The 20,257-nt window shown below is 71.0% G+C and carries 19 protein-coding genes; 7 read left to right on the top strand and 12 right to left on the bottom strand.

What is annotated here, in order from left to right:
- Window positions 1–20: 20 nt before the first annotated feature.
- On the bottom strand, window positions 21–221 hold the full coding sequence (locus tag ACIGJO_RS13785) for a hypothetical protein (RefSeq protein ID WP_399956800.1): 201 nt from the start codon (window positions 219–221) through the stop codon (window positions 21–23).
- Window positions 222–504: 283 nt separating this feature from the next.
- Here ACIGJO_RS13785 and ACIGJO_RS13780 point away from each other — a divergent pair, with 283 nt between their 5' ends.
- Window positions 505–1,068 carry an SMI1/KNR4 family protein gene (locus ACIGJO_RS13780; protein WP_399956797.1) on the top strand — a complete coding sequence of 188 codons (564 nt, stop codon included), beginning with the start codon at window positions 505–507 and terminating at the stop codon, window positions 1,066–1,068.
- 126 nt (window positions 1,069–1,194) lie between these two features.
- On the opposite strand, the gene ACIGJO_RS13775 is transcribed toward ACIGJO_RS13780, so the two are convergent.
- Window positions 1,195–2,199, bottom strand: coding sequence for an alpha/beta hydrolase (locus ACIGJO_RS13775; RefSeq protein ID WP_399956794.1), 1,005 nt, complete (start codon window positions 2,197–2,199; stop codon window positions 1,195–1,197).
- 93 nt (window positions 2,200–2,292) lie between these two features.
- On the opposite strand from ACIGJO_RS13775, the gene ACIGJO_RS13770 reads away from it, so the two are divergent.
- Window positions 2,293–2,709 carry a MerR family transcriptional regulator gene (locus tag ACIGJO_RS13770; RefSeq protein ID WP_399956792.1) on the top strand — a complete coding sequence of 139 codons (417 nt, stop codon included), beginning with the start codon at window positions 2,293–2,295 and terminating at the stop codon, window positions 2,707–2,709.
- A 129-nt stretch (window positions 2,710–2,838) separates the two neighbouring features.
- Window positions 2,839–4,041, top strand: coding sequence for an MFS transporter (locus tag ACIGJO_RS13765; RefSeq protein ID WP_399956789.1), 1,203 nt, complete (start codon window positions 2,839–2,841; stop codon window positions 4,039–4,041).
- 171 nt (window positions 4,042–4,212) lie between these two features.
- On the opposite strand, the gene ACIGJO_RS13760 is transcribed toward ACIGJO_RS13765, so the two are convergent.
- On the bottom strand, window positions 4,213–4,824 hold the full coding sequence (locus ACIGJO_RS13760; protein WP_399956786.1) for a hypothetical protein: 612 nt from the start codon (window positions 4,822–4,824) through the stop codon (window positions 4,213–4,215).
- A gap of 431 nt (window positions 4,825–5,255) precedes the next feature.
- Here ACIGJO_RS13760 and ACIGJO_RS13755 point away from each other — a divergent pair, with 431 nt between their 5' ends.
- Together ACIGJO_RS13755 and ACIGJO_RS13750 are read left to right on the top strand one after the other, a co-directional pair.
- Entirely contained in the window at window positions 5,256–6,170 is a 915-nt protein-coding gene (locus ACIGJO_RS13755) for a diiron oxygenase (protein ID WP_399956783.1), read from the top strand.
- Between the two features lie 34 nt (window positions 6,171–6,204).
- Window positions 6,205–7,854 carry an FAD-dependent oxidoreductase gene (locus ACIGJO_RS13750; protein ID WP_399956781.1) on the top strand — a complete coding sequence of 550 codons (1,650 nt, stop codon included), beginning with the start codon at window positions 6,205–6,207 and terminating at the stop codon, window positions 7,852–7,854.
- A 170-nt stretch (window positions 7,855–8,024) separates the two neighbouring features.
- Here ACIGJO_RS13750 and ACIGJO_RS13745 read toward each other — a convergent pair whose 3' ends face one another.
- The 6 genes from ACIGJO_RS13745 to ACIGJO_RS13720 all read right to left on the bottom strand — a co-directional run bounded on the left by ACIGJO_RS13745 (window position 8,025) and on the right by ACIGJO_RS13720 (window position 14,315).
- Window positions 8,025–9,113, bottom strand: coding sequence for a hypothetical protein (locus tag ACIGJO_RS13745; protein WP_399956778.1), 1,089 nt, complete (start codon window positions 9,111–9,113; stop codon window positions 8,025–8,027).
- Between the two features lie 302 nt (window positions 9,114–9,415).
- Window positions 9,416–10,381: an aldo/keto reductase gene (locus ACIGJO_RS13740; RefSeq protein WP_399956979.1), complete on the bottom strand. Its 966-nt coding sequence runs from the start codon at window positions 10,379–10,381 to the stop codon at window positions 9,416–9,418.
- Between the two features lie 179 nt (window positions 10,382–10,560).
- Window positions 10,561–11,364, bottom strand: a complete 804-nt coding sequence (locus ACIGJO_RS13735) for a class I SAM-dependent methyltransferase (RefSeq protein WP_399956775.1) — start codon at window positions 11,362–11,364, stop codon at window positions 10,561–10,563.
- A gap of 143 nt (window positions 11,365–11,507) precedes the next feature.
- Complete coding sequence (locus tag ACIGJO_RS13730; RefSeq protein WP_399956772.1) at window positions 11,508–12,239, bottom strand: response regulator; 732 nt, start codon at window positions 12,237–12,239, stop codon at window positions 11,508–11,510.
- A complete protein-coding gene (locus ACIGJO_RS13725; RefSeq protein WP_399956769.1) occupies window positions 12,232–13,599 on the bottom strand; it encodes a sensor histidine kinase in 1,368 nt (455 codons plus the stop codon). The genes ACIGJO_RS13730 and ACIGJO_RS13725 overlap by 8 nt, the downstream gene beginning before the upstream one ends.
- Before the next feature lie 74 nt (window positions 13,600–13,673).
- On the bottom strand, window positions 13,674–14,315 hold the full coding sequence (locus ACIGJO_RS13720; protein ID WP_399956766.1) for a hypothetical protein: 642 nt from the start codon (window positions 14,313–14,315) through the stop codon (window positions 13,674–13,676).
- A 310-nt stretch (window positions 14,316–14,625) separates the two neighbouring features.
- Between ACIGJO_RS13720 and ACIGJO_RS13715 the strand changes: the two genes are divergently transcribed.
- The gene (locus tag ACIGJO_RS13715; protein ID WP_399956977.1) at window positions 14,626–16,623 is read left to right on the top strand and encodes an APC family permease; all 1,998 of its coding nucleotides are present in this window, start codon (window positions 14,626–14,628) and stop codon (window positions 16,621–16,623) included.
- 90 nt (window positions 16,624–16,713) lie between these two features.
- On the opposite strand, the gene ACIGJO_RS13710 is transcribed toward ACIGJO_RS13715, so the two are convergent.
- Window positions 16,714–17,427, bottom strand: a complete 714-nt coding sequence (locus ACIGJO_RS13710) for a class I SAM-dependent methyltransferase (protein ID WP_399956763.1) — start codon at window positions 17,425–17,427, stop codon at window positions 16,714–16,716.
- A 445-nt stretch (window positions 17,428–17,872) separates the two neighbouring features.
- On the opposite strand from ACIGJO_RS13710, the gene ACIGJO_RS13705 reads away from it, so the two are divergent.
- Entirely contained in the window at window positions 17,873–18,124 is a 252-nt protein-coding gene (locus ACIGJO_RS13705) for a hypothetical protein (protein WP_399956761.1), read from the top strand.
- Window positions 18,125–18,137: 13 nt separating this feature from the next.
- Here the strand turns inward: ACIGJO_RS13705 and ACIGJO_RS13700 are convergent, their stop codons facing one another.
- On the bottom strand, window positions 18,138–19,784 hold the full coding sequence (locus ACIGJO_RS13700) for a fatty acid--CoA ligase (RefSeq protein WP_399956758.1): 1,647 nt from the start codon (window positions 19,782–19,784) through the stop codon (window positions 18,138–18,140).
- Window positions 19,785–19,835: 51 nt separating this feature from the next.
- The gene (locus ACIGJO_RS13695; protein WP_399956755.1) at window positions 19,836–19,958 is read right to left on the bottom strand and encodes a hypothetical protein; all 123 of its coding nucleotides are present in this window, start codon (window positions 19,956–19,958) and stop codon (window positions 19,836–19,838) included.
- Between the last annotated feature and the right edge of the window lie 299 nt (window positions 19,959–20,257).

Raw genomic sequence — 20,257 nt, 5'->3', positions numbered from 1 at the left:
CACGGGGTCGTGCCGGAAGGTCAGATGACGTCCGGGTAGCAGTCGCCGCAGCCCGCGGTGGTCCGCTGTTCCGACGACGACGGCCCCGTGTTCGCGACCGCGGACGGCGCGAAGGCGGCACCGCCTATGACGGCGGCCGCGGCCACGGAGAGCGCGGCGCGCTTGGTCAGCCGAGCGCGCTTGGTCGGCTGCGGTGCGGCGGCATCCTGGCGGACGTTCATGAACTCTCCTTGTTCCCGGTGGATCCGGGCGTCGCCGGGCGCCGGCCGTCGGCCGGTGCCCGGTCATCGATTGCGGCCCCGAAATCCGGTGCCGTGATCAATGGTTGCTGCATGCTTCACCTCGTGGACAGGCCCCATACGTGTTCGATACGGCCCTGACGGTTTTCTTGACGCCAGGCCCGGCCGGCCCCGCGGTACGGCGGTAGGCCGCGGTGCGCCCCGGCCGCACGGGCAGGTCGCAGGGCCTCGTACGATTGCGGGCGCATACGCGAAGGAGAACGTGGTGGGGTACTTCGAGGGCTTCGACAGCACCGGCTTCTGGGAGGACTCGGCGTACGCGCTGGACCACTACGTCGAGGGCCCGCCGTCGCCGGAACAGGTCGCCGCCCTGGAGAAGGACATCGGCGGCTACCGTCTGCCCGCCTCCTACATCGCCCTGATGCGCGCGCACAACGGCGGTATCCCGTCCCGCGACTGCTTTCCCATGACCGAGCCGACGTCCTGGGACGAGGACCACATCGCCATCAACGGGATCATGGGCATCGGGAGCACGAAGCCGAACTCGCTCGGCGGCGAGTTCGGCAGCCGTTTCTGGATCGACATGTGGGAGTACCCTGACATCGGCGTCTATTTCGCCGACACACCCTCGGCCGGTCACGACATGCTCGCCCTCGACTACCGCGCCTGCGGCAAGGACGGCGAGCCGTCGGTGGTGCACGTCGACCAGGAAGGCGATTTCGCCGTCACCCCGGTCGCGGAGACCTTCGAGGCGTTCATCGAGGGACTGGTCGAGGCGTCCGTGTCACCCGGGGCGCCATCGTGGAGACGGCCGAAGGGCACCGGATGACCGGGGCCGCCGTAGCCGTGATGATCGAGGAACTCACCGCCGCGGACCCGCTCGGCGGCCCGGCCCCGGCCGGGCGTCCGTGAGGCGCCCGGCCGGTCCATGGGTCCGGCGTACCGGCCGGTGGGGCTACCGGCGTGTGCCGGGCGGGGTGTTCAGGGCGCGGGCCAGGGCGTCCGTGCGGTAGCCGACGATGCGCGCACTGAGTTCGGCGTCGGGGGCGAGCAGTTCGCCGGCGTGGATGCCGCCGGGGTAGACGTGGAGCTCGACCGGAACGCCTGCCTGCATGAGCCGGTTGGCGAAGGTGATGTTCTCGTCACGGAACAGATCGAGTTCGCCCACGTCGAGAAACGTGGGCGGAAGGCCGCTCAGGTCCTCGGCGCGGGCGGGCGCGGCGTACGCGTCGACCTCGTCGGTGCCGGCCCGCTCGCCCAGCAGCGACTGCCACCCCTGGAGGTTGGCCGCGCGGTCCCATATCCCGATGCCGGTGATCTCGTGGCTGGACGGGGTGGTGTTGCGGTCGTCGAGCATCGGGTACGGAAGCATCTGGAACGCGAGCGGCGGAGTGCCGCGGTCACGCGCCAGCAGGGCCACCCCGGCGGCCAGACCGCCGCCGGCGCTGCCTCCGTACAGGGCCAGCCTGCCGGGGTCGATACCGAGAGCGGAGGCCTCGCCGGACATCCAGAGCAGAGCCGCGTAGCAGTCCTCGACCGGCGCCGGGTGGGGGTGCTCGGGAGCCAGCCGGTATTCGACGGAGACGACGACGGCGCCGATGGCCTCGACCAGGGGGAGCACCTGGCGGTGGTCCGTCGCGATGCTGCCGGTGATCATGCCGCCGCCGTGGATGTAGAGGATGCCGGGGAGCGGGCCGGTACCCCTGGTGCCGGTGGGCCGGTAGACCCGTACGGCCACATCCGGTGCGCCGGCCGGGCCGGGCACGGTGAGGTCTTCGAACTCGACGCGGTCGTTGGGCGGCAGCGCCGCCAGGGCCGCCCGGTTCATCTCCTCGTACAGCTCCCGCTGGCGCGGAATGGTGAAGCCGACCAGGCCGCGGGGGCCGGTCAGCTCGTGGAGGGCGTTGAGGCCTTGGTGGACCTGGGGGTCGATACGGCGGGTGATGCTGGGCTCGGACATGTGAGCGCCTTCCCTCGGGGTGACGTTGCCGGAGTAACGTAGAACCCTGACGTTGGCGTGAGGGTCAATCGGAGCATCCGTGAGGTGGGCCACATGAAGATCGGGGAACTGTCCCGGCTGACCGGGGTGAGTGTGCGGGCGCTGCGCTATTACGAGGAGGAGGGGCTGATCCTGCCCGCGCGCGGCGGCAACGGCTACCGCGACTACTGCGACGGTGCGGACGAGATGGTCCGGCAGATCCGCGGGCTGATCGAATGCGGACTGCCGACCCGGATCATCCGCGACATCCTTCCGTTCCTGGACGGTCCGGCCGACCTGCTGCCCCAGGTGCCCTGCCCGCGGATGCTCGACCAGGTGGCGGCGGAACGGGAACAGCTCGACCGCCGGATCCGGTGTCTCACCCGCAACCGGAAGGCCATCGACGCCTACTTGAGGGCCGCGCGGACCGCGGCCTCGGAGGCCGGGGGGCTCCGGAAGGAGGGCCGTTCCCCGGAGCCCGCGACCCCCTGACCGGACCCCGGTCGGCCCGGTGACGCGCGGACTCGCCGGGCAGTGCCGGGTGGCCGGGGACGGGCCGGCGGTCGTGGCGTCGGCGGGCATTTGACCCTCACGCAAACGTGAGGGTTTTAGTGTCCGGGCATGACCTCGACCACTGAGTTCCCCCCTGCCCAGGACGCCCCGTCCGGCACCGCCCGATGGCCGCTCGGCGGGCTGCTGGTGCTGGCCGGCGCCGCGTTCGTGACCATCCTGACCGAGGCCCTGCCGGCCGGTGTGCTGCCCGTGATGAGCGCGGACCTGCACGTGACCGAGGCCCGCGCCGGGCTTCTCGTCACCGTCTACGCCCTGGCCGCGGCCCTCACCGCCATCCCCGTGACGGCCTGGACGCTGATCGTGCCGCGCCGCACTCTGCTGATGGTGCTGCTCCTGGGCTTCGCCGCCACCAACGCCGTGACGGCGGTGTCCGCCGAATTCGCGCTCACGCTCGCCGCCCGCATCGTCTCGGGGGTGTTCGCCGGACTGCTGTGGGCCATGGTCCCCGCATACGCGGCGCGGCTCGCCCCGGAGCGCAGCGGCAAGGCGATCGCCACCGCGCTCGCCGGTATGACCGTCGGGCTCTCGCTCGGCATACCCGCCGGGACCGCACTCGGCGGGCTCATCGGCTGGCGATGGACGTTCGGACTTCTCACCCTGCTGGCCCTCGCCCTGGCCGCGGCGGCGCTCCGGCACCTTCCCCAGCTGTCCGGAGAACGGGCGCGGCGGGGCGGAGGTCTGCTGTCCACGATCAGAACCCCCGGGATCGCCGCGATCAACACCGCCTCGATCGCGACCGTCCTCGGCTTCTACGTGCTGTACACCTACATCGCCCCCTTCGTGGAGCGGTCGGACCTCGGTGTCGCTACCGGCACCGTGCTCTTCGTCTTCGGCCTGGGTTCCATGGGCGGCGTCTGGTTCGCCGGAGTCACCGCCGACCGCCGGCTGCGCACGGCGACACTCGCCCTGCTGACCCTGGCGACCGTGTGCCTGGTGTCCTTCGGCCTGTTCGGCGGCAGCGTGGTGGCCGTCCTTCTCGGCGCTCTGCTCTGGGGCGCGACGCACGGCGGCATCCCCACGCTGATGCAGACCGCGGGCGTACGAGCGGCCGCCCACGATCCCGACACCGCCAACTCCCTGTGGGTCACCGGCTGGAACATCGGCATGGCCGGTGGATCGCTGCTCGGGGGTGCGGTCCTCACCGGTGCCGGCGCCTCGGCACTGCCCTGGGTGGCGGCAGCGCTGCTCGCGGTGTCCGTCCTGACGGCCGCACTCGCCCGCCGGAACGGCTTTCCCCCCGCCGCCGGCTGAGGGGCCGGACGCCCGGCCGGGCCGGACGGATCCCGGCTCCGGGCGGCCGGGGGCTCGGCGGCGGGCCCGGGTCCCCGGCGGAGCCCGACGGTCCTCAGACGGCGGGCCTCGGGGGAGCGGGGGAACCGGACGGTGCGGGGCCCTCTCCTCCGCGTGAGCCGGCGCGGGCGGTCATGTGCGGGCGGGGAAGGCCTGGTCGAGCGTGGGCACGGTGAGCAGCCCGGAGGCCAGCGCCTGCCGGACGCCGTCCACCCGCAGATACCGCCCCTGCTGGATCACCGGCCGGACACTGCCGATCGTGCCCGCTTCGCTGAGGTGGAAGACGGTCCACGGCATCCGTGAGGCCTCCAGCGTCTGTCCGTCACGGATGATCCCGCGGGTCTTCGCGGTCGTGCCGCGGGTCCCCGGGACCTCCTGATTGACCGTCTCCACCGCCGTGACATCGAAGACCGTGCCCCGGCCTCCCGGCCGGTACGTCACCAGCATCCGGGGGCGCGCGAGCCCGACGTGGCTGCTGCTGAGCGGGCACAAGTACGCGCTGTGCGTGGCGAGTTCATCCTGTGCCAGGCGGTTGGCCGGCACGATCACCGCATGGTCGTGCAGTGTGCGGAACCAGCCCACCGCGGGCTCCTCCTCCCAGACGGACCTGCCGCGGTTGCGGTGGGTCGCGTCCGCGAGGAGCCCGCGGGCCGCCATCAGCTCAAGGCTGCGCCCTCCGCGGCCCGCGATGGACGCGAAGTCCGACCGTGTCAGGACCTCCGGCAGTTTCTCGAAGTAGGACAAGTAGGTGCCCTTCCGTGGAGTGGGGTTCGAGGAATCGGATCGCTCCTCCTCCAGCACGATAGGGATCCCGGAAGCGGGCGGACGATGTTCTCCGCGCTCGTCACCCTTTCCGGGGACGGCCGCCGGGCGCGGTGCCGGTACCTCCCGGCCTCCCGCCCCTCCGCGGTGGTCAACGGACCGGAATCATGGGCGGGTTGGCTTCCGCCTCGGCTGTTCCCGGACCGGCGCGACTGTTACTTACTGGGGGGTAGGCGAGCCGCTCCTCTTGTTATACCTTCTGTCTAACAAGAGGGTCGTGGCGGGCCCGGCGTGCCCCCGCCCGACCCTCTTGCCCGGACCCCGGCGGGCAGCAGCCGGCCAGTGCGCGAGCAGTGCGTACGAGCGGGCGGAAGCGAAGAGGAACGCACGCATCCGAGCCAAGGAGCCGCAGCATGGCAGGCAGCACTGTTCGGCCGGTCACACAGGACGACGCTCAAGGCGACGGTGTGTCCCGCAGGTTGCTCGACTCGGCAGCCGTGCTGTCGTACGACCCGGCCACCGAGGTCGACTGGGACACTCCGCTGGACCTGGACTGCCACGGAGCGAGCCCGGAGTGGAGCACGCTCTATGGCACCGCCTACTGGGCGGAGTTGACCGAGGCCCAGCGCAAGGCGCTGACCAGGCAGGAAGCCGCGTCGGTGGCCAGCACGGGCATCTGGTTCGAGATGATCCTGCAGCAGATGGTGCTGCGTGACGTGTATACGAAGGACCCCGCCGGCGACGAGGTCCAGTGGGCGCTCACCGAGATCGCGGACGAATGCCGGCACTCGATCATGTTCGCCAGGGGCGCCCGGAAGCTCGGCGCCCCCTCCTACCGGCCGTCCCGGCCGGTGATGGAACTCGGCAGGGCCTTCAAGACCCTGGCGTTCGGCGAGGCGGCGTACGCCGCGATCCTCGTGGCCGAAGAGGTTCTCGACGTCATGCAGCGTGACTGGATGCGCGACGAACGCGTGGTGCCGTTCGTCCGCACCATCAACAACATCCATGTGGTCGAGGAATCGCGGCACATGAAGTTCGCCCGCGAGCAGACGCGCAAACGGCTCAGGGGCGCGGGACGGATGCGCCGCCAGATCAATGCCTTCGTGGTCGCGGTCGCGTCGTACTGCATCGTCACCAGCATGGTGAACCGAAGGGTCTACGAGAACGCGGGACTCGACGAGAAGCGCGCCCTGGCCGAGGCGAAGGCCAACGAGCACCACAAGTCCATGATGAGGTCGAGCTGTTCGGGCCTGATGGAGTTCCTGGCCTCGGCCGGCCTGCTCACCGGGCCCGCCCTCGCCTTCTACAAGCGCGCCCACCTGATCTGAGCCGAGCCGAGCGGAACCGAGTCGAGCCGACGCCATGACCTATGCCATCACCCAGACCTGCTGCAACGACGCCACCTGCGTATCCGTGTGCCCGGTCAACTGCATCCACCCGACCCCCGAGGAGCGGGCGTTCGGCAGCACGGAGATGCTGCACATCGACCCGAAGACCTGTATCGACTGCGGGGCCTGTGCCGATGCCTGCCCGGTCGACGCGATCCTCCCCGTGGACAGCCTGCCCCCCTCGCAGCAGGAGTACGTCGCGATCAACGCGGCGTACTACGAGGAGGCGGCTCCCGTACCGCCCCCGGACGGTCCCACCTTCCACGCCTGGGGCGAGCCGTCCTTCTCCCGGATCCTGCCCTCGGACTTCGCGCCGCTCAAGGTGGCCGTGGTGGGCACCGGGCCGGCCGGCATGTACGCCGCGGAGGACCTGCTGCTGCACACGAACGCCGAGGTGACCCTGATCGACCGGCTCCCGGTCGCCGGCGGCCTGGTGCGCTACGGCGTGGCGCCCGATCATCCCGCGACCAGGAAGGCCGGCGACACCTTCGCGCGCTTCCACACGCATCCGCGCGTCAGGATGCACCTGGGAATCGACGTCGGCACCGATATCACCCCTGAGGAACTCGCCGCGCACCACGACGCGGTCGTGTACGCGGTGGGGGCGCCGGCCGACCGCCGGCTCGCCGTCCCGGGCGAGGAACTGGCCGGCAGCGTCTCGGCGCGTGCGTTCGTCGCCTGGTACAACGCCCACCCGGACGCGGCACGGGAGCCGGCCGACCTGTCGTGCGAACGCGTGGTCGTCGTCGGCAACGGCAACGTCGCCCTGGACGTGGCCAGGATCCTGCTCGCCGACCCCGGGGCCCTCGCCCGTACGGACATCGCCGATCACGCGCTGCGGGCACTGCGCGGGAGCAAGGTGCGCGAGGTGGTGCTGCTCGGGCGCCGGGGCCCCGAGGACGCCGCCTGCACCCGCTCCGAGCTGCTGGCGCTGCGCCATGTGCCGGGCGTCGAGCTGATCGTCGACGACCACGATCCCCGGATCGCCAGGGCCGTCGCCGAGGCCGATCCGAACGACAGGGCCGCGGTGCTGCGGGACGTGGCGACCGGCCGGCCGGACCTGGACGGGCCGCCCGCACCGGGCCGCCGCATCGTCCTGCGCTTCCGTTCGACGCCCGTCGAGATCATGGGCGGGGACCGTGTCGAAGCCGTACGGGTGGAGAGCGCGGCGGGGGAGCGCACCATCCGTGCGGGTCTCCTGATGCGCGCGATCGGCTACCGCGGGGTGCCGGTCGCCGGGCTGCCGTTCGACGAGAGTGCCGGAGTCGTTCCCCACGAGGGCGGCCGGGTGACCGGACAGCCGGGGAGCTACGTCGTGGGCTGGATCAAGCGCGGACCCACCGGCGGCATCGGCGCCAACCGGACCTGCGCCGCCGAGACCGTCTCCTCCCTCCTGGCGGACGCGGTGGCCGGCGCCCTGCCCGCGCCGACCCGTACGGCGAAGGCCTTTCGGCGACTGGTCCGGCGCCGCAACGGACATGTCGTCGATGCCCGGGGGCTGGCCGCCATCGAACGGGCCGAGGTCTCGCGCGGTCACCGCGACGGCCGGCCGCGCGTCAAACTCGCGACGGTGGAGGAACTCGTCTCGACGGCGAGAGGGAGCTTCGGCGGGCTGCTGCGCTGAGCCCGGCCGGCGTCGTCCCCGCTGCGGACACCGCACGGCGGGAACGACGCCGGCCGGCCCCGGCCCTCAGCCGATGGAGCGCGCCTCGGGGCGGTGGGCGGTCGGGCCAGCAGGGGCCGGTGCCACGGACGCCCCGGGCCGCCGGTGCCCGTGGATGCCCGGGCCGGCCGTCACGGAGGGCCGGAGCCGTTCAGCCAGAACGCTCCGTACACCGAGCTGATGACAGCCATCGCCGCCATCACCGCCCGGGCGAGGGCCGGGCGGGCACGTGCCATCCGGATGGCCAATGCCAGCAGAATGGGAAAGGCGGGTATGAGGAGACGTGGTTTCGATCCGAAATACCCGGAAGCTCCAACCGCCATCACGGTGATGATCGCGGAGTAGACGATCAGCGCGATCGGCTGCCGCTGCTTCCACGCGACCCAGTGCGGCCACGCGCAGAGGAGAACGAGGGCGGCCAGAATGCCCGCTGCGAATATTCCGGACTCCAGCACGGGTACGGCAAGGAATTTCGCGAAAGCGATGCCGCCGTCGAATCCGTTCCCCCATTCCGCCTGCACGTCCAGATAACCCAGGAACTTCTGCCGGCGATGCCCGACCCACAGAATGAAACCGACGGCACCGAGCGGGGAAATGAGACTGCTCGCGACGATGCGGATCCGTTCGTTCCCGCTGAGCTCGGACCTCCTGGTCACGAGCACCACGACCGCGGACACGACGATGGCCGCGCTGATCGCCACCCCGACGGGCCGGGCCAGTCCGGCGAGAACCGCGAGAAGGCTCGCCGTCATCCACCGGTCGCGCAGCAGGGCGAGGAGGGCCCAGACCGCCAGCGCGACGAAGAGCGATTCGCTGTACGCCATCGACTGGACGATGCCGACCGGAAGGGCCCCCCACAGAACGGCCAGGATCACTCCGGCCCGCGCGCTGTGCACCCGCTCGCCGAGCCGGAAGAGCCCCAGGGCGGCAACAAGCGAGGAAACCGCGCTGATCGCGAGACCGATATCGCCCGTACTCCAGGAGGTGAGGCGGGCTCCCGCCTGCTCCAGCCAGGGGAGGAGGGGGAAAAAGGCCATGCTGGAGAGGTTTCGCCCATCGGGAGCCTGAAGCGAAAACGCATAGCCGCTCTCGGCGATACGCGTGTACCAGAGTGAATCCCAGCGCCCGCTCAGCAGCGTATGGGCGCTCTTCCCGCGGGAAGCGGACCAGATGATCAGGACGACGAGACCGAGAATCTTGGTCGCCGCGAAGAGGATCACGGCCGAAGCGGCGCTGTCGAGGCGCCCCTTTACGGAAGCTGCCGGGGGCGGGCAGGGTTGTGATGTGTCGAGCGATGGTGCTTGGATTGCCAACCCCCGTATCATGACGGACTCTTTGGATCTTTGACTCTTTGCGGGAACTCTTTCCGGCGCGTTCCGGGTACACGGTACTCAACGAGAAGGAAGCGGCAGGCGGCAGCTCCCTCGCCCCGGCGGATCCGCCGTCCCGCCGATACGCCACCGGCCCCACCGCGCTGTCCGCGGTGGGGCCGGTCGGTACGCCGGGCCGGGGTGTGCGCCGGTCAGCTGTAGAAGTTGCGCTCCCAACGGTGCCTGGCCAGGACGGCGAGCCGGTCGGCGGACAGCGGGCGTCCGTCGCTCAGGGCCGTGTTGCGCTCGACATTGCGCAGAGTCCGCATCCCGGGGATGACGGTGGAGACCGCCGGGGAGCTCAGCACGAACCGCAGCGCGTTCTCCGCGATCTCGTCGGGGGCGATCCCGAGGTCGGCGACGATCGAGGCGACCCGCTTCTCGACCTGCGCCGGGCGGTCGTCGCGGAAGTAGCGGTTGCGCCAGTCGCCTTCGGGGAACGTCGTGCCGGCGGTGATCCGGCCGGTGAGGCCGCCCTCGTCCAGTGCCACCCGGACGATGACGCCGACGCCGTGCTCCTCGCAGGCCGGAAGCAGTGCGTCGGCGGGGCTCTGGTCGAAGATGTTGTAGATGACCTGCACACTGTCCACGCTGCCGCTGCGGACGAGTTCGAGTGCGCTGTCGGGCCGGTGATCGTTCACCGAGACGCCGAACAGGCCGATCTTCCCTTCCTGCTTCAGCTCGGCGATCGTCTCCAGCCAGTCGCCGCGGCCGACCCAGTCGTCGTTCCAGACGTGGAACTGAAGCACGTCGAAGTGGTCCAGGCCGGCCGCGAGCAGGCTGGTCTCCAGGCTCTCGCGGATGTGTGCGCCGGGGAAGGTCTCCGAGGGGTCCAGGCCGTCCGGCGCCGGCCACATGCCGTTCTTCGGCGGAACCTTGGTCGCGACACGCACCTGGTCACCGGTCCGCTCGCGGACGACGCGGCCGACGATCCGCTCGCTCTCGCCGTAGCCGCGGGCGGTGTCGATGAAGTTCACACCGAGGTCGATGGCGCGGTGCAGGGCGCGTACGGACTCGTCCTCCGAGGCGCCCACCCAGCCCGACTCACCGATGCCCCACGCGCCGTACCCGATCTCGGACACGGACAGACCGCTGCTTCCCAGCTCGCGGTAGCGCACAATCATCCTCCACGTCGTGGTTCCTGCCCCGGCGGAGCCGAGGCAAGCGCCGGGAATCACGTTGACGATAGGCGACCGGGAAGGCGGGGACAGGTGGGTTTCAAGCCCTTGGGGCAACGGCCGGAAAAACCACCTGACCTCGGGTTTCGAGCCGTGCCCCACGGGCTGGGCGGCGGTCTTCAGCCGTTCTCGGTGCCTCGGTCGGGTGCGTACACCCGGATCTTCGACTGGCCGTGCGGCCGCTCCTCCCAGTCGTCCATGAACCGGGCTTCGAGACCGTGCTCGGCGGCGAGGGCGATCAGCGTCTCGGTGCGGTAGTAGAAGTCCTCCCGCAGTACCGCGTGCTCGACGCCGTCGGTGCGGTCGAAGGTGAAGTCGAAGAAGCCCCCGGGAGCGAGGATCCGTTCGACGTGCGCCAGGCACTCGGCGATGACCTCGATCGGCGAGTGCGAGAACACGCTGTGCGCGTGCACCACATCGAAATGGCCCTGAGGAAGGAAGTCGAGGGTCAGATCATGCGTGATCGTGAGATGAGGGAGCTTGTCCTGCAGGTGGTACGTGCTGACCGTTCGCTTGGCGGAGATGAGGATGTCCGGCGAGATGTCGATTCCGTAGTAGTTCCCGGAATCGAGATAGTCGATGAAGCGCCAGCCGGCGCGCAGGTTGCCGCAGCCGATGTCGAGCATCCGGTGACCGGGCTTCAGCCCGTGCTCCGTCAGATAGTCGAACTGCATCGCACCGAGCGCGAGCCAGCGCTCGTGCGTCCGGCTTCCGACGGCCGCCTCGGGGTTGCGGCTGGTGTCCGAAGCCATCACCGCCCGGTAGTAGGCGACGTGGTCGCGGTGCTTGGCGCTGAGCCAGGTGTCGCGGACGGAACGGCGTACATAGGGAGCGATGCGCCCGGGGTTGCGCAGGGCATAGGACACGCGGTGGGACAGGGCGGAACGGTTGGCAGCCAGGGATGCGGGCGTCTTTTTCGGCATGGTGCGGCTTTCCTCAGGTGAAATGGGCATGCGGGGGTAGGGAGTTGGCGCCGTGAGGCGCAGGGGGAGGAGAGGGGGGGCAGGGAGGGGAGGGGAGCGGAGACAACGAGGGAGGGGAGTGCGCGGCGCGCGGACGCGCCGGTTCAGTCCCTGCCGCCGATGACCACCACTCCGTGCTCGTAGGCGTAGATGGCCGCCTGGGTGCGGTCGCGCAGACCCAGCTTCACGAGCACCTTGCTGACATGTGTCTTGACGGTGGACTCGGTGACGAAGAGATGGTCACCGATCTCGGTGTTGGACAGGCCCTGCGCGATCAGTGCCAGCACGGCCGTCTCGCGTTCGGTCAGTCCGGGAATGCCGGTCCGTGCCGGGGGCAGCGGTCCCGCGTGGGCGCTGCCCCCGTTTCCGGCACCGGTCCCGCCTCCGGCCCCGGTTCCGGCGAGGCGGGTGAACTCGGTGATCAGCCGCCGGGTGGAGGAGGGGGACAGCAGGGAGTCGCCCGCGGCGACCACCCGTACACCTTCCGCCAGCTGGCGCGCCGAGGCGTCCTTGAGCAGGAAGCCGCTCGCCCCGGCGCACAGCGCCTGATAGACGTACTCGTCCAGGTCATAGGTCGTGAGGATGAGGACCTTGGTGTCCGGGGTGCTCGCGACGATCCGCGCGGTCGCCTCCAGCCCGTCCATCTCCGGCATCCGTACGTCCATGAGGACGACGTCCGGGCACAGCTCGGCGACCTTGGCGAGGGCTTCGACGCCGTCCGCCGCGGTACCGGCGATCTCGATGCCGGGCTGCGACGCCAGGAGTACGGCGAAACCCTCACGCACCATCGCCTGGTCGTCCGCGATCAGGACTCTCACGGGGGGCTCCTCAGGCATGCTCGGCGTCCTCTTCGCGGGTCTGCGTCGCATCGGGCAGGAACGCGGTGACCTCGAACCCGCCCTCGGCGGTCGGCCGGGTCGTCAGCCGCCCTTCGAGCATGGTGATCCGCTCGCGCATCCCGATGAGACCGTGGCCGGCGCCCGGCGAGTCGCTTGCCGGACGCTGCGCGGGACCGTTGACCACCCGCAGCCCGAGCCCCGTCGTCACATAGGAGAGTTCGACGGCCACCGCCGCGCCGGGCGCGTGCCGCAGGACATTGCTGAGCGCTTCCTGCACGATCCGGTAGGCGGACAGCTCCACCCCCGGGGCCAGCACGCGCACCTTGCCGGTCACCGTCTTCGTCACCTCCGCCCCCGAGGCGCGCACCCCGGCGATCACCGGGCCGAGGCGGGCGAGGGTGGGCTGTGGAGCCCGGTTCCCGGGACCCGTCCCCGGCTCCGTGTCCGCCCGGATGACGCCCAGGATCCGGCGCATCTCGGCGAGTGCGAGCACGGCGTTCTCACGGAGGGTGGCAAAGGTCTCCGTCAGCTCGGGAGGGGGGTTCTCCACCCGGTACTGAGCCGCCTCCGCCTGAATCGCGACCACCGACATGTGATGGGCGACGACATCGTGGAGCTCCCGGGCGATGGCGGTGCGCTCCTCCAGCCCGGCACGCCGGTTGCGCTCGTCCTCGGCGGCCGACGTCTGCTCGGCCGCGCGCTTCCCCGCGCGCTGCCAGCCGCCCATCAGCACCGCGACGAATCCGGCGAGTGCGAGAGCGAGAACCTGGAACGACAACGGCGTACCGATGCCGAGGACTCCACCGCCTCCGAGCACGAATGCCCCGGTGATCAGCCACATCCAGAAGGCGGCCCACGACCCCAGCCGCATCGAGGCGACCACGAGCACCAGCGGGCACGTGAGAAGCAGGAGTGACAACCCCATGCCGCCGAGCCCCGCCAGGTCGGCCGACCCGACGAGGATCGCGAGCATCGTCAGCCACCAGGCCCCCACCGGCATGACCAGCGTCAGCAGCACAGGTGCGCCGGTCAGCAGGAGGACGGGGAGTCCGTGGGCGAAGCCCGAGACCCGGAACGAGGCCACCGCCGCCAGCAGCGCGAGCGCGACGACCGCGAGGTGCGGTACCCAGCGGGTGGCGTCGCGCAGTGCGGCCGGCAGTGCCGAGCGGGCGCGGATCAGCGCGGGCGAATCGCTCAGCGGGGGGAGGGGGCGGACGGCGAACGCGTGACGGAAGAGGTCGCCGCGCAGTGCGGCGAGGGCAGGGGAAGGGCCGCCGCCCGCGGCACTCTTCGTACCGCTGGGTGTGTCGCGCGCCATGGCCGCCGTCCGGGGTGGTTCGAGCAGATCGGGTTTCACAGGAACGACGCTAAAAGACGCCGGTCGTCGCGGCATCAGTCGCAGGTCCCGTTCGCCGATCTCATACTCACGACCTACGCGGGCGGCGGCACCCGGTCGGCCCGGCCGGTTCCCGGCTCACCGCGCCCGGCCCGCGGAGGCACCCGGCCGGGCGGCTGTTCGTCGAGCATCGAGATGCTGAAGACCGTGCGGGCGGTGGCCCCGTCGATGTGGCGCGACAGCTCCGAGAGCGCCGGCTCCCCGTACCGCAGATGCCCGTGCGCCTGCGACGAACGGGCCGCCGCGTCCACCCGATGCCAGAGCGCGGGGTTCGCGGCCAGCATCCGTGGGTCCAGCTCGGCCAGGCCTCCGACGGCATCGCGGATGACGAGCCGACGGACGACGCCACCGGACCACCGGGCCGAGACGAGCAGGTCGGTCCGCACCCGCCGCGTGCGCAACGGCCCGCGCGACTCCAGCCAGCCGTGCCCCGCGCTCACCCGGGGAGGCAGCAGGATCACGAACAGCAGCAGCGCCAGCCCGGTCCAGAGGACCACGCGGGGCGCGGTCAGTGTGCCGTCGCCCCCGTCGACGGTCAGCAGCAGTCCCAGGAAGAGCGCGGCACAGCCGCACGCCGCCCGGAACTCACCCGGCCAGCGGACGTCGTGGACCGTGCCGGGTTCCGCGGGATCTCCATCGGGCGGCCGGAAGCGCCGGGGTGCGGGGCGTTGTCGCATGAGGCGACACTAGGAACGCCTCGCCGCGATCCGGAAGGGGCTGATGCGCCCTTGACGCCGCGGTCGCCCGTCTTGACGGATGTCTGACACGGCCCGCTCCCCGACCGCGCGCCCCTCGCGGTCCACGGGCGGAACGTACTGCTCCGCGGGGGTCCCCGTGCCTCGTGTGCGGACAGGGCCTCACGGAGGGCCTCGCGGGCGAATTGCTCTGAATGCGCAAGTTCCGCATGGATTCTCACCCTGTGCGCCTTACGTTGGCCCTGTGCTCAACGTGCCGGAACTCCTCAAGCGCCTGCTGATCGGCCGGGCGATGCGCAGCGAGGCACTGGGCGGGACGCTGCTCCCCAAGCGGCTCGCCCTGCCGATCTTCGCTTCCGACCCGCTGTCCTCGGTGGCGTACGCGACCCAGGAGATCCTGCTGGTCCTGACCCTCGGCGGGCTGGCGTACCTTCACTTCACACCGTGGATCGCGGCCGCCGTCGTGGCCCTGATGACGGTGGTGGTCCTCTCCTACCGTCAGGTCGTGCACGCCTATCCGAGCGGCGGCGGCTCGTACGAGGTGGCCTCGACGAACCTGGGGCCGTCGGCCGGCCTGGTGGTGGCCGCCTCACTGATGGTCGATTACGTCATGACGGTGGCGGTGTCCGTGGCGTCGGGCGTGGACAACATCATCTCGGCCGTGCCCCGGCTGGCCGACTACCGGGTGCCGATGGCGCTGGTCTTCGTCGCCCTGCTGTGCGCGATGAACCTGCGAGGAGTGCGGGAGTCCGGCCGCGCGTTCGCCGCTCCCACCTATCTGTTCATCGGCGGTGTGCTGATCATGGTCGCCACCGGACTGTTGCGCTACGCACTGGGCGACGCGCCGGTGTCGGAGAGCGCGGCGTACGGCGTCACGCCCCGGCCGGGGGACGCCGATCTCATGGGACTGGCCCTGGTGATGCTGGTCCTGCGGGCGTTCTCCAGCGGCTGTACGGCCCTGACGGGCGTGGAGGCGATCTCCAACGGAGTCCCCGCCTTTCGCCGTCCCAAGCCGAGGAACGCCGCGACCACCCTGGCCGCCATGGGAGTCATCGCGGTCACCATGTTCGTCGGTGTGACCACACTCGCGCTGATCACCAAGGTGCACATCACCGACGACTCCTGCCGGCTCACCGGCCTCGGCGGCGACTGCGCGGGCCACACCCAGCGCACGGTCATCGCCCAGGTCGCCTCCGCCGTGTTCGGCAGCGACAGCGCCGGCTTCTACTTCATCCAGGCGGCCACCGCGCTGGTCCTGATCCTGGCCGCGAACACCGCGTACAACGGCTTCCCGCTGCTCACCTCGATCCTCGCCCAGCACCGCTACCTGCCGCGGCAGCTGCACAACCGCGGCGACCGGCTCGCCTTCTCCAACGGCATCCTGGCACTGGCCGTCGCCGCCGGTCTGCTGCTGTGGGGCTTCGGGGCCAATGTGACCAGCCTGATCCACCTCTACATCCTCGGCGTCTTCACCTCCTTCACGCTCTCCCAGTCGGGCATGGTCCGGCACTGGAACCGTCAACTGCGCACCGAGACCGGCGCAGCCGTGCGGCGCGGCCACCGGATCGCCCGGGTCATCAACGCCACCGGAGCGGTCGTCACGGGGCTGGTCCTGGTCATCGTCCTGGCCACCAAGTTCACCCAGGGCGCGTGGCTGGCCGTACTCGCCGCGACGCTGCTGTGGCTGATGATGCGGGCCGTACGCCGTCACTACGACAGCGTCGCCGCCGAACTGGCCGTCACGGACGCGCACAGCGAACTCGCCCCTCCCTCCAGGGTGTTCGCGATCGTGCTCGTCTCCACCGTGCACAAGCCGACGATGCGGGCCCTCGCCTACGCCCGCGCCTTCCATCCGGACCGGCTGGAGGCACTGACCGTCGCGGTCGACCCGGAGGGGGTGGCCGAGGTCCGGGGCAAGTGGCAGGAGTACGACATCCAGGTGCCGCTCACGGTCCTCGACTCCCCCTACCGCGAGATCACCCGGCCGGTGGTGGGGTACGTCCGCTCGATCCGGCGCGCCGGTCCGCGCGATGTCGTGGCGGTCTTCATCCCCGAGTACGTCGTCGGACACTGGTGGGAGAACGCGCTGCACAACCAGACGGCACTGTGGCTGAAGAGCCGTCTGCTCTTCACCCCCGGGGTGATGGTCATCAGCGTGCCGTGGCAGCTGCACTCCTCCCGCCACGCCGACCGTCCGGCGGGACGTGCCCCGGGCGCGGTCCGCCGCGGCGAACCCGCACCGCCGGGCCCGTCCGGCGGGGCGCCGACGGGCCACGACGGCCCGGCCTGACCCCGCCCGCTCCTGCCCCTGCCTTCCTGCCCCTGCCTCCTGCTCGCGCGCCGGTGCCGGCCTCAGCCGCGCGCCCCGCCGCGTCCGGGTTCAGAGCCGCCGGCAGTGCAGGAACAGGTGCGGCTCGGGTTCCCCCGCCGGGTGGTCGGGCGTGAACAGCGTGCTCAGCTGCCACTCGACCGCGAACCCGGCCTCCTTCACCAGCGCGGTGAACTCCTCGGCGCCGAAACTGGTCACACGCACCGGCTGCCCCATGAACACGCCGCTCACGTCCTCCACGTCCAGCGGCACCGTCGCCACGACCAGCCGCCCGCCGGGCTTCAGCGATTGGTGGAACCTGTGCAGCAGCAGGGACTGGTAGGCGCGCGGCATCTGGAGCAGCGAGAAATACGCACAGACCGCGTCGAACCCCGCTCCCGTGCTGCCCGCATCCGTCCCCGTCCCCGCGCCCGCATCCGCATCCGTCCCCGTCCCCGCATCCGCATCCGTCTCCGCCCCGTCCAGCGGCAGCGTACGGATGTCGGCGCACCGGAAGACCGCGTTCGGCACCTGCCGGGCCGCGATCCCCGTCATGACCGGTGAGACATCGACGCCCAGCACCCGGTGTCCCGCGTCCGCCAGCGTCTGCGCGGTCGGCCGGCCCGTACCGCTTCCCACGTCCAGGATCCTGCTGCCGGGCGCGAGCTGTTCCGTCAGCCGGCGCAGCGAGTCGTGGTGGGCCGGTGAGCCGGCGAAGGCCCGCTCGTACTCGGTTCCCAGCGCGTCGAACGCGGCTGCGGCCGAGAGTTCGTGACCTTCACCCATGAAGACGATCCTTACGTCGGTCCGGCATACCCCGGGATCGTCGCACCGATCACGGTGGCCTTCAACGGCCTTCGGGGAACGGGCCGTTCTCGCCGGGGAAGGTAGCCACGAAGGAAGCGCTCCAGTCTGGATCGTGCGACGGGACGATGCGGTGACTCACCCACGGCCGGGCTCCCGCCACGCGCGGGGCGGGGCGGAACCGGATCCGGGGGAGTACCGCAATCCTTCGTGAAAGGGAGCGCCGCGTCGTCGTGCGCACGCAGGCAGTCCCGGGTACTGCCATCGCCGTACCTGGGACTGGCGCGGACCGGCGCGAAAGGGTGTGTACGCGGCGTACTTCGGGCCCCGGCCCCTGTGCGGCGGCGGCGCGGCCTGAGTACATGCCGAGGCGAGGCTGAGTACCTTGCCCGATCCACCGGGGCCGGGCAGCTGTTGGGATGAGGCCATGAACAACGACCCCGGACCGCGGCGGCACCCTCGTATCCAGCACGTCACGACCGCCGGATCCGCCCTGGCCGTGACGCTGCTGCCGCTCGTGATCGGAGTCCTGCTGGCCAGGACGATGGCGGCGGACCCCATGACCTCGGTCAACGCGCTGGTCACCAACGGCGGGCATCGTGCCCGTGTGTCACCGAAGGAGTGGCGCACCTGCGGCAGGCACGCGCTGCGGCGGTGGAGGACCGCCGAGCGCGTGTAGCGTGCGCCCGGGGTCAGACCCCTGCCGAGTGCGACAGCCGTGCGACGGGGAGTTCACCCTCCGCGTACCGGCGGCGCAGCTCCTTCTTGTCGAACTTGCCGACGCTGGTCTTCGGGATCTCCGGCAGGGACGTCCAGCGCTCCGGGAGCTGCCAGCGGGCGACGCGCGCACCGAGGTGGGCGTGCAGACCGGTGTAGTCACCCGGGCCGCCCGGGTCCGCGGCCCAGACCACCACGGCGAGCGGGCGTTCGTCCCAGCGGTCGTCCGGGACGCCGATCACCGCCGCCTCCCGGACCGCCGGGTGGGCCATCAGATGGTTCTCCAGCTCGACCGAGGAGATCCACTCGCCGCCCGACTTGATGACGTCCTTCGCCCGGTCCGTCAGGCGCAGATAGCCGTCGGACGTGAGCGTGCCCAGGTCCCCGGTGCGCAGCCAACCGTCGTTGAACTTGTCGGCCGGTGCCCCGACCAGGTGGTAGGAGCCGGTGACCCAGGGACCGCGGACCTCGACCTCCCCCACCGTCGCGCCGTCGTCCGGCAGAACCGTGCCGTCCTCGCCCGTGAGGCGCAGCTCGACCCCCGCGGGGGGACGGCCCGCCGTGGACCGGTAGAGCATCGCGCCCTCCGGGGAACGCACATGGTGCGGCGCCCTCGCGACCGTACCGAGCGGTGAGGTCTCGGTCATGCCCCAGGCGGCGACGACCCGTACCCCGTGCCGCTCCTCGAAGCCGGTCATCAGCGAGGGGGGGCAGGCAGCACCGCCGACCAGGACCTCGCGCAGGGAGGAGACATCACCGCCGTGCGTGTCGAGGTGGGCCAGGAGCGCGGCCCAGACGGTCGGTACCGCGCCCGCGGTGTGCGGCTTCTCGGTGGCGATGAACTCGGCCAGGGGCTCGGCCTGGAGATGGGGACCGGGAAGGAGGAGGGAGGAGCCGGCCATGAAGGCGGCGTACGGCATTCCCCAGGCCATGGCATGGAACATCGGCACGACCGCGAGAGCGCGCCGCGTGTCGTCCAGGCAGAGGGTCTCCGGCATGCACACCTGCATCGAGTGCAGGTAGACCGAACGGTGCGAGTAGACAACTCCCTTGGGATCGCCGGTGGTTCCGGAGGTGTAGCACATCGCCGCGGCCGAGTCCTCGTCGATGTCCGGCCACTCGAAACCGTCGGGTGCCCCGGCGAGCAGTTCCTCGTAGCCGTGGACGCGCACACCGGGAAGGCCGGGCAGCGGCCCCTCGCCCACGACGACGACGTGTTCGAGATCGGGAAGTCCGGGCAGCAGCGGGGCGATCAGCGGCACCAGGCTCGCGTCCGCGAGGACGACACGGTCCTCGGCGTGACGGGCGATGTGACTCAGCTGATCGGCGGGCAGCCGCAGATTGAGCGTGTGGAGCACCGCGCCCATGGACGGGACGGCGAGATATGCCTCCAGGTGCTCCTGGTTGTTCCACATCAAGGTGGCCACCCGCTGGTCGCCGGTGATGCCGAGGCCGCGCAGTGCCGCGGCCAGTTTCGTCGCACGGCGGGCGACCTCGGCATAGGTGGCGCGCCGGGCCGCCCCACCCGTCCAGGTGACTGCCTCACTGCGGCCGTGCACAGTGGCGCCGTGGCGCAGCAGGGTGGTCACGGTCAGGGGATGACGCTGCATGGTGCTGAGCACAGGGGTCTCCTGGTGAACGGGAAGAGCGGCTTCGGGGCGGATGGTGCGGTGTTACGGGAGGATGCGGCAGCCTGTCCTGGTGGCGTTCGCCGGATCGAGGACGTTCATCACCTCGTGCAGCACCTCGGAGTCGATCTGCATCGTGGCGTGCTGGGCCAGGTCGTACCAGCACATGTCCTGGGTGTAGACGTTGCGGACGTTCGGGCCCTGGAGGCGCCGGTCGCGGCCAGCACCCCGTCGACGAAGGTCTTCAGCTCGGCGGCCGACCCCTCCATCGGGGCGATCGCGGCCAGCACCGGGATGTTGGGCATCCGGCCGTAGGTCGGCGCATATGGCAGCACCGCGGCGGCGCGACCGCGAGGGCCGGCGCGTGATCGGTTGCCGGGTACCAAGCAGACAGGTGCCGTGATGTGCGCCGTGCACAGTGGCGCGAAGCAATTGTGGTCGGGGGTCTCCCTTTTCCGGCCGGGTCG

Origin of the sequence: Streptomyces sp. NPDC079020 (genome assembly GCF_044542225.1) — a bacterium.
Taxonomy (GTDB): domain Bacteria; phylum Actinomycetota; class Actinomycetes; order Streptomycetales; family Streptomycetaceae; genus Streptomyces.
This window is presented reverse-complemented; position numbering and strand designations above follow the sequence as displayed.

What these genes read in the sequence shown, in the direction of transcription:
- ACIGJO_RS13695 (WP_399956755.1), bottom strand. Translation starts at nt 19,958, where the DNA reads ATGTGCTGGTACGACCTGGCCCAGCACGCCACGATGCAGATCGACTCC.
- ACIGJO_RS13705 (WP_399956761.1), top strand. Translation starts at nt 17,873, where the DNA reads ATGAACAACGACCCCGGACCGCGGCGGCACCCTCGTATCCAGCACGTC.
- ACIGJO_RS13770 (WP_399956792.1), top strand. Translation starts at nt 2,293, where the DNA reads ATGAAGATCGGGGAACTGTCCCGGCTGACCGGGGTGAGTGTGCGGGCG.
- ACIGJO_RS13775 (WP_399956794.1), bottom strand. Translation starts at nt 2,199, where the DNA reads ATGTCCGAGCCCAGCATCACCCGCCGTATCGACCCCCAGGTCCACCAA.
- ACIGJO_RS13715 (WP_399956977.1), top strand. Translation starts at nt 14,626, where the DNA reads ATGCGCAGCGAGGCACTGGGCGGGACGCTGCTCCCCAAGCGGCTCGCC.
- ACIGJO_RS13755 (WP_399956783.1), top strand. Translation starts at nt 5,256, where the DNA reads ATGGCAGGCAGCACTGTTCGGCCGGTCACACAGGACGACGCTCAAGGC.
- ACIGJO_RS13710 (WP_399956763.1), bottom strand. Translation starts at nt 17,427, where the DNA reads ATGGGTGAAGGTCACGAACTCTCGGCCGCAGCCGCGTTCGACGCGCTG.
- ACIGJO_RS13765 (WP_399956789.1), top strand. Translation starts at nt 2,839, where the DNA reads ATGACCTCGACCACTGAGTTCCCCCCTGCCCAGGACGCCCCGTCCGGC.
- ACIGJO_RS13735 (WP_399956775.1), bottom strand. Translation starts at nt 11,364, where the DNA reads ATGCCGAAAAAGACGCCCGCATCCCTGGCTGCCAACCGTTCCGCCCTG.
- ACIGJO_RS13750 (WP_399956781.1), top strand. Translation starts at nt 6,205, where the DNA reads ATGACCTATGCCATCACCCAGACCTGCTGCAACGACGCCACCTGCGTA.
- ACIGJO_RS13720 (WP_399956766.1), bottom strand. Translation starts at nt 14,315, where the DNA reads ATGCGACAACGCCCCGCACCCCGGCGCTTCCGGCCGCCCGATGGAGAT.
- ACIGJO_RS13730 (WP_399956772.1), bottom strand. Translation starts at nt 12,239, where the DNA reads ATGCCTGAGGAGCCCCCCGTGAGAGTCCTGATCGCGGACGACCAGGCG.
- ACIGJO_RS13785 (WP_399956800.1), bottom strand. Translation starts at nt 221, where the DNA reads ATGAACGTCCGCCAGGATGCCGCCGCACCGCAGCCGACCAAGCGCGCT.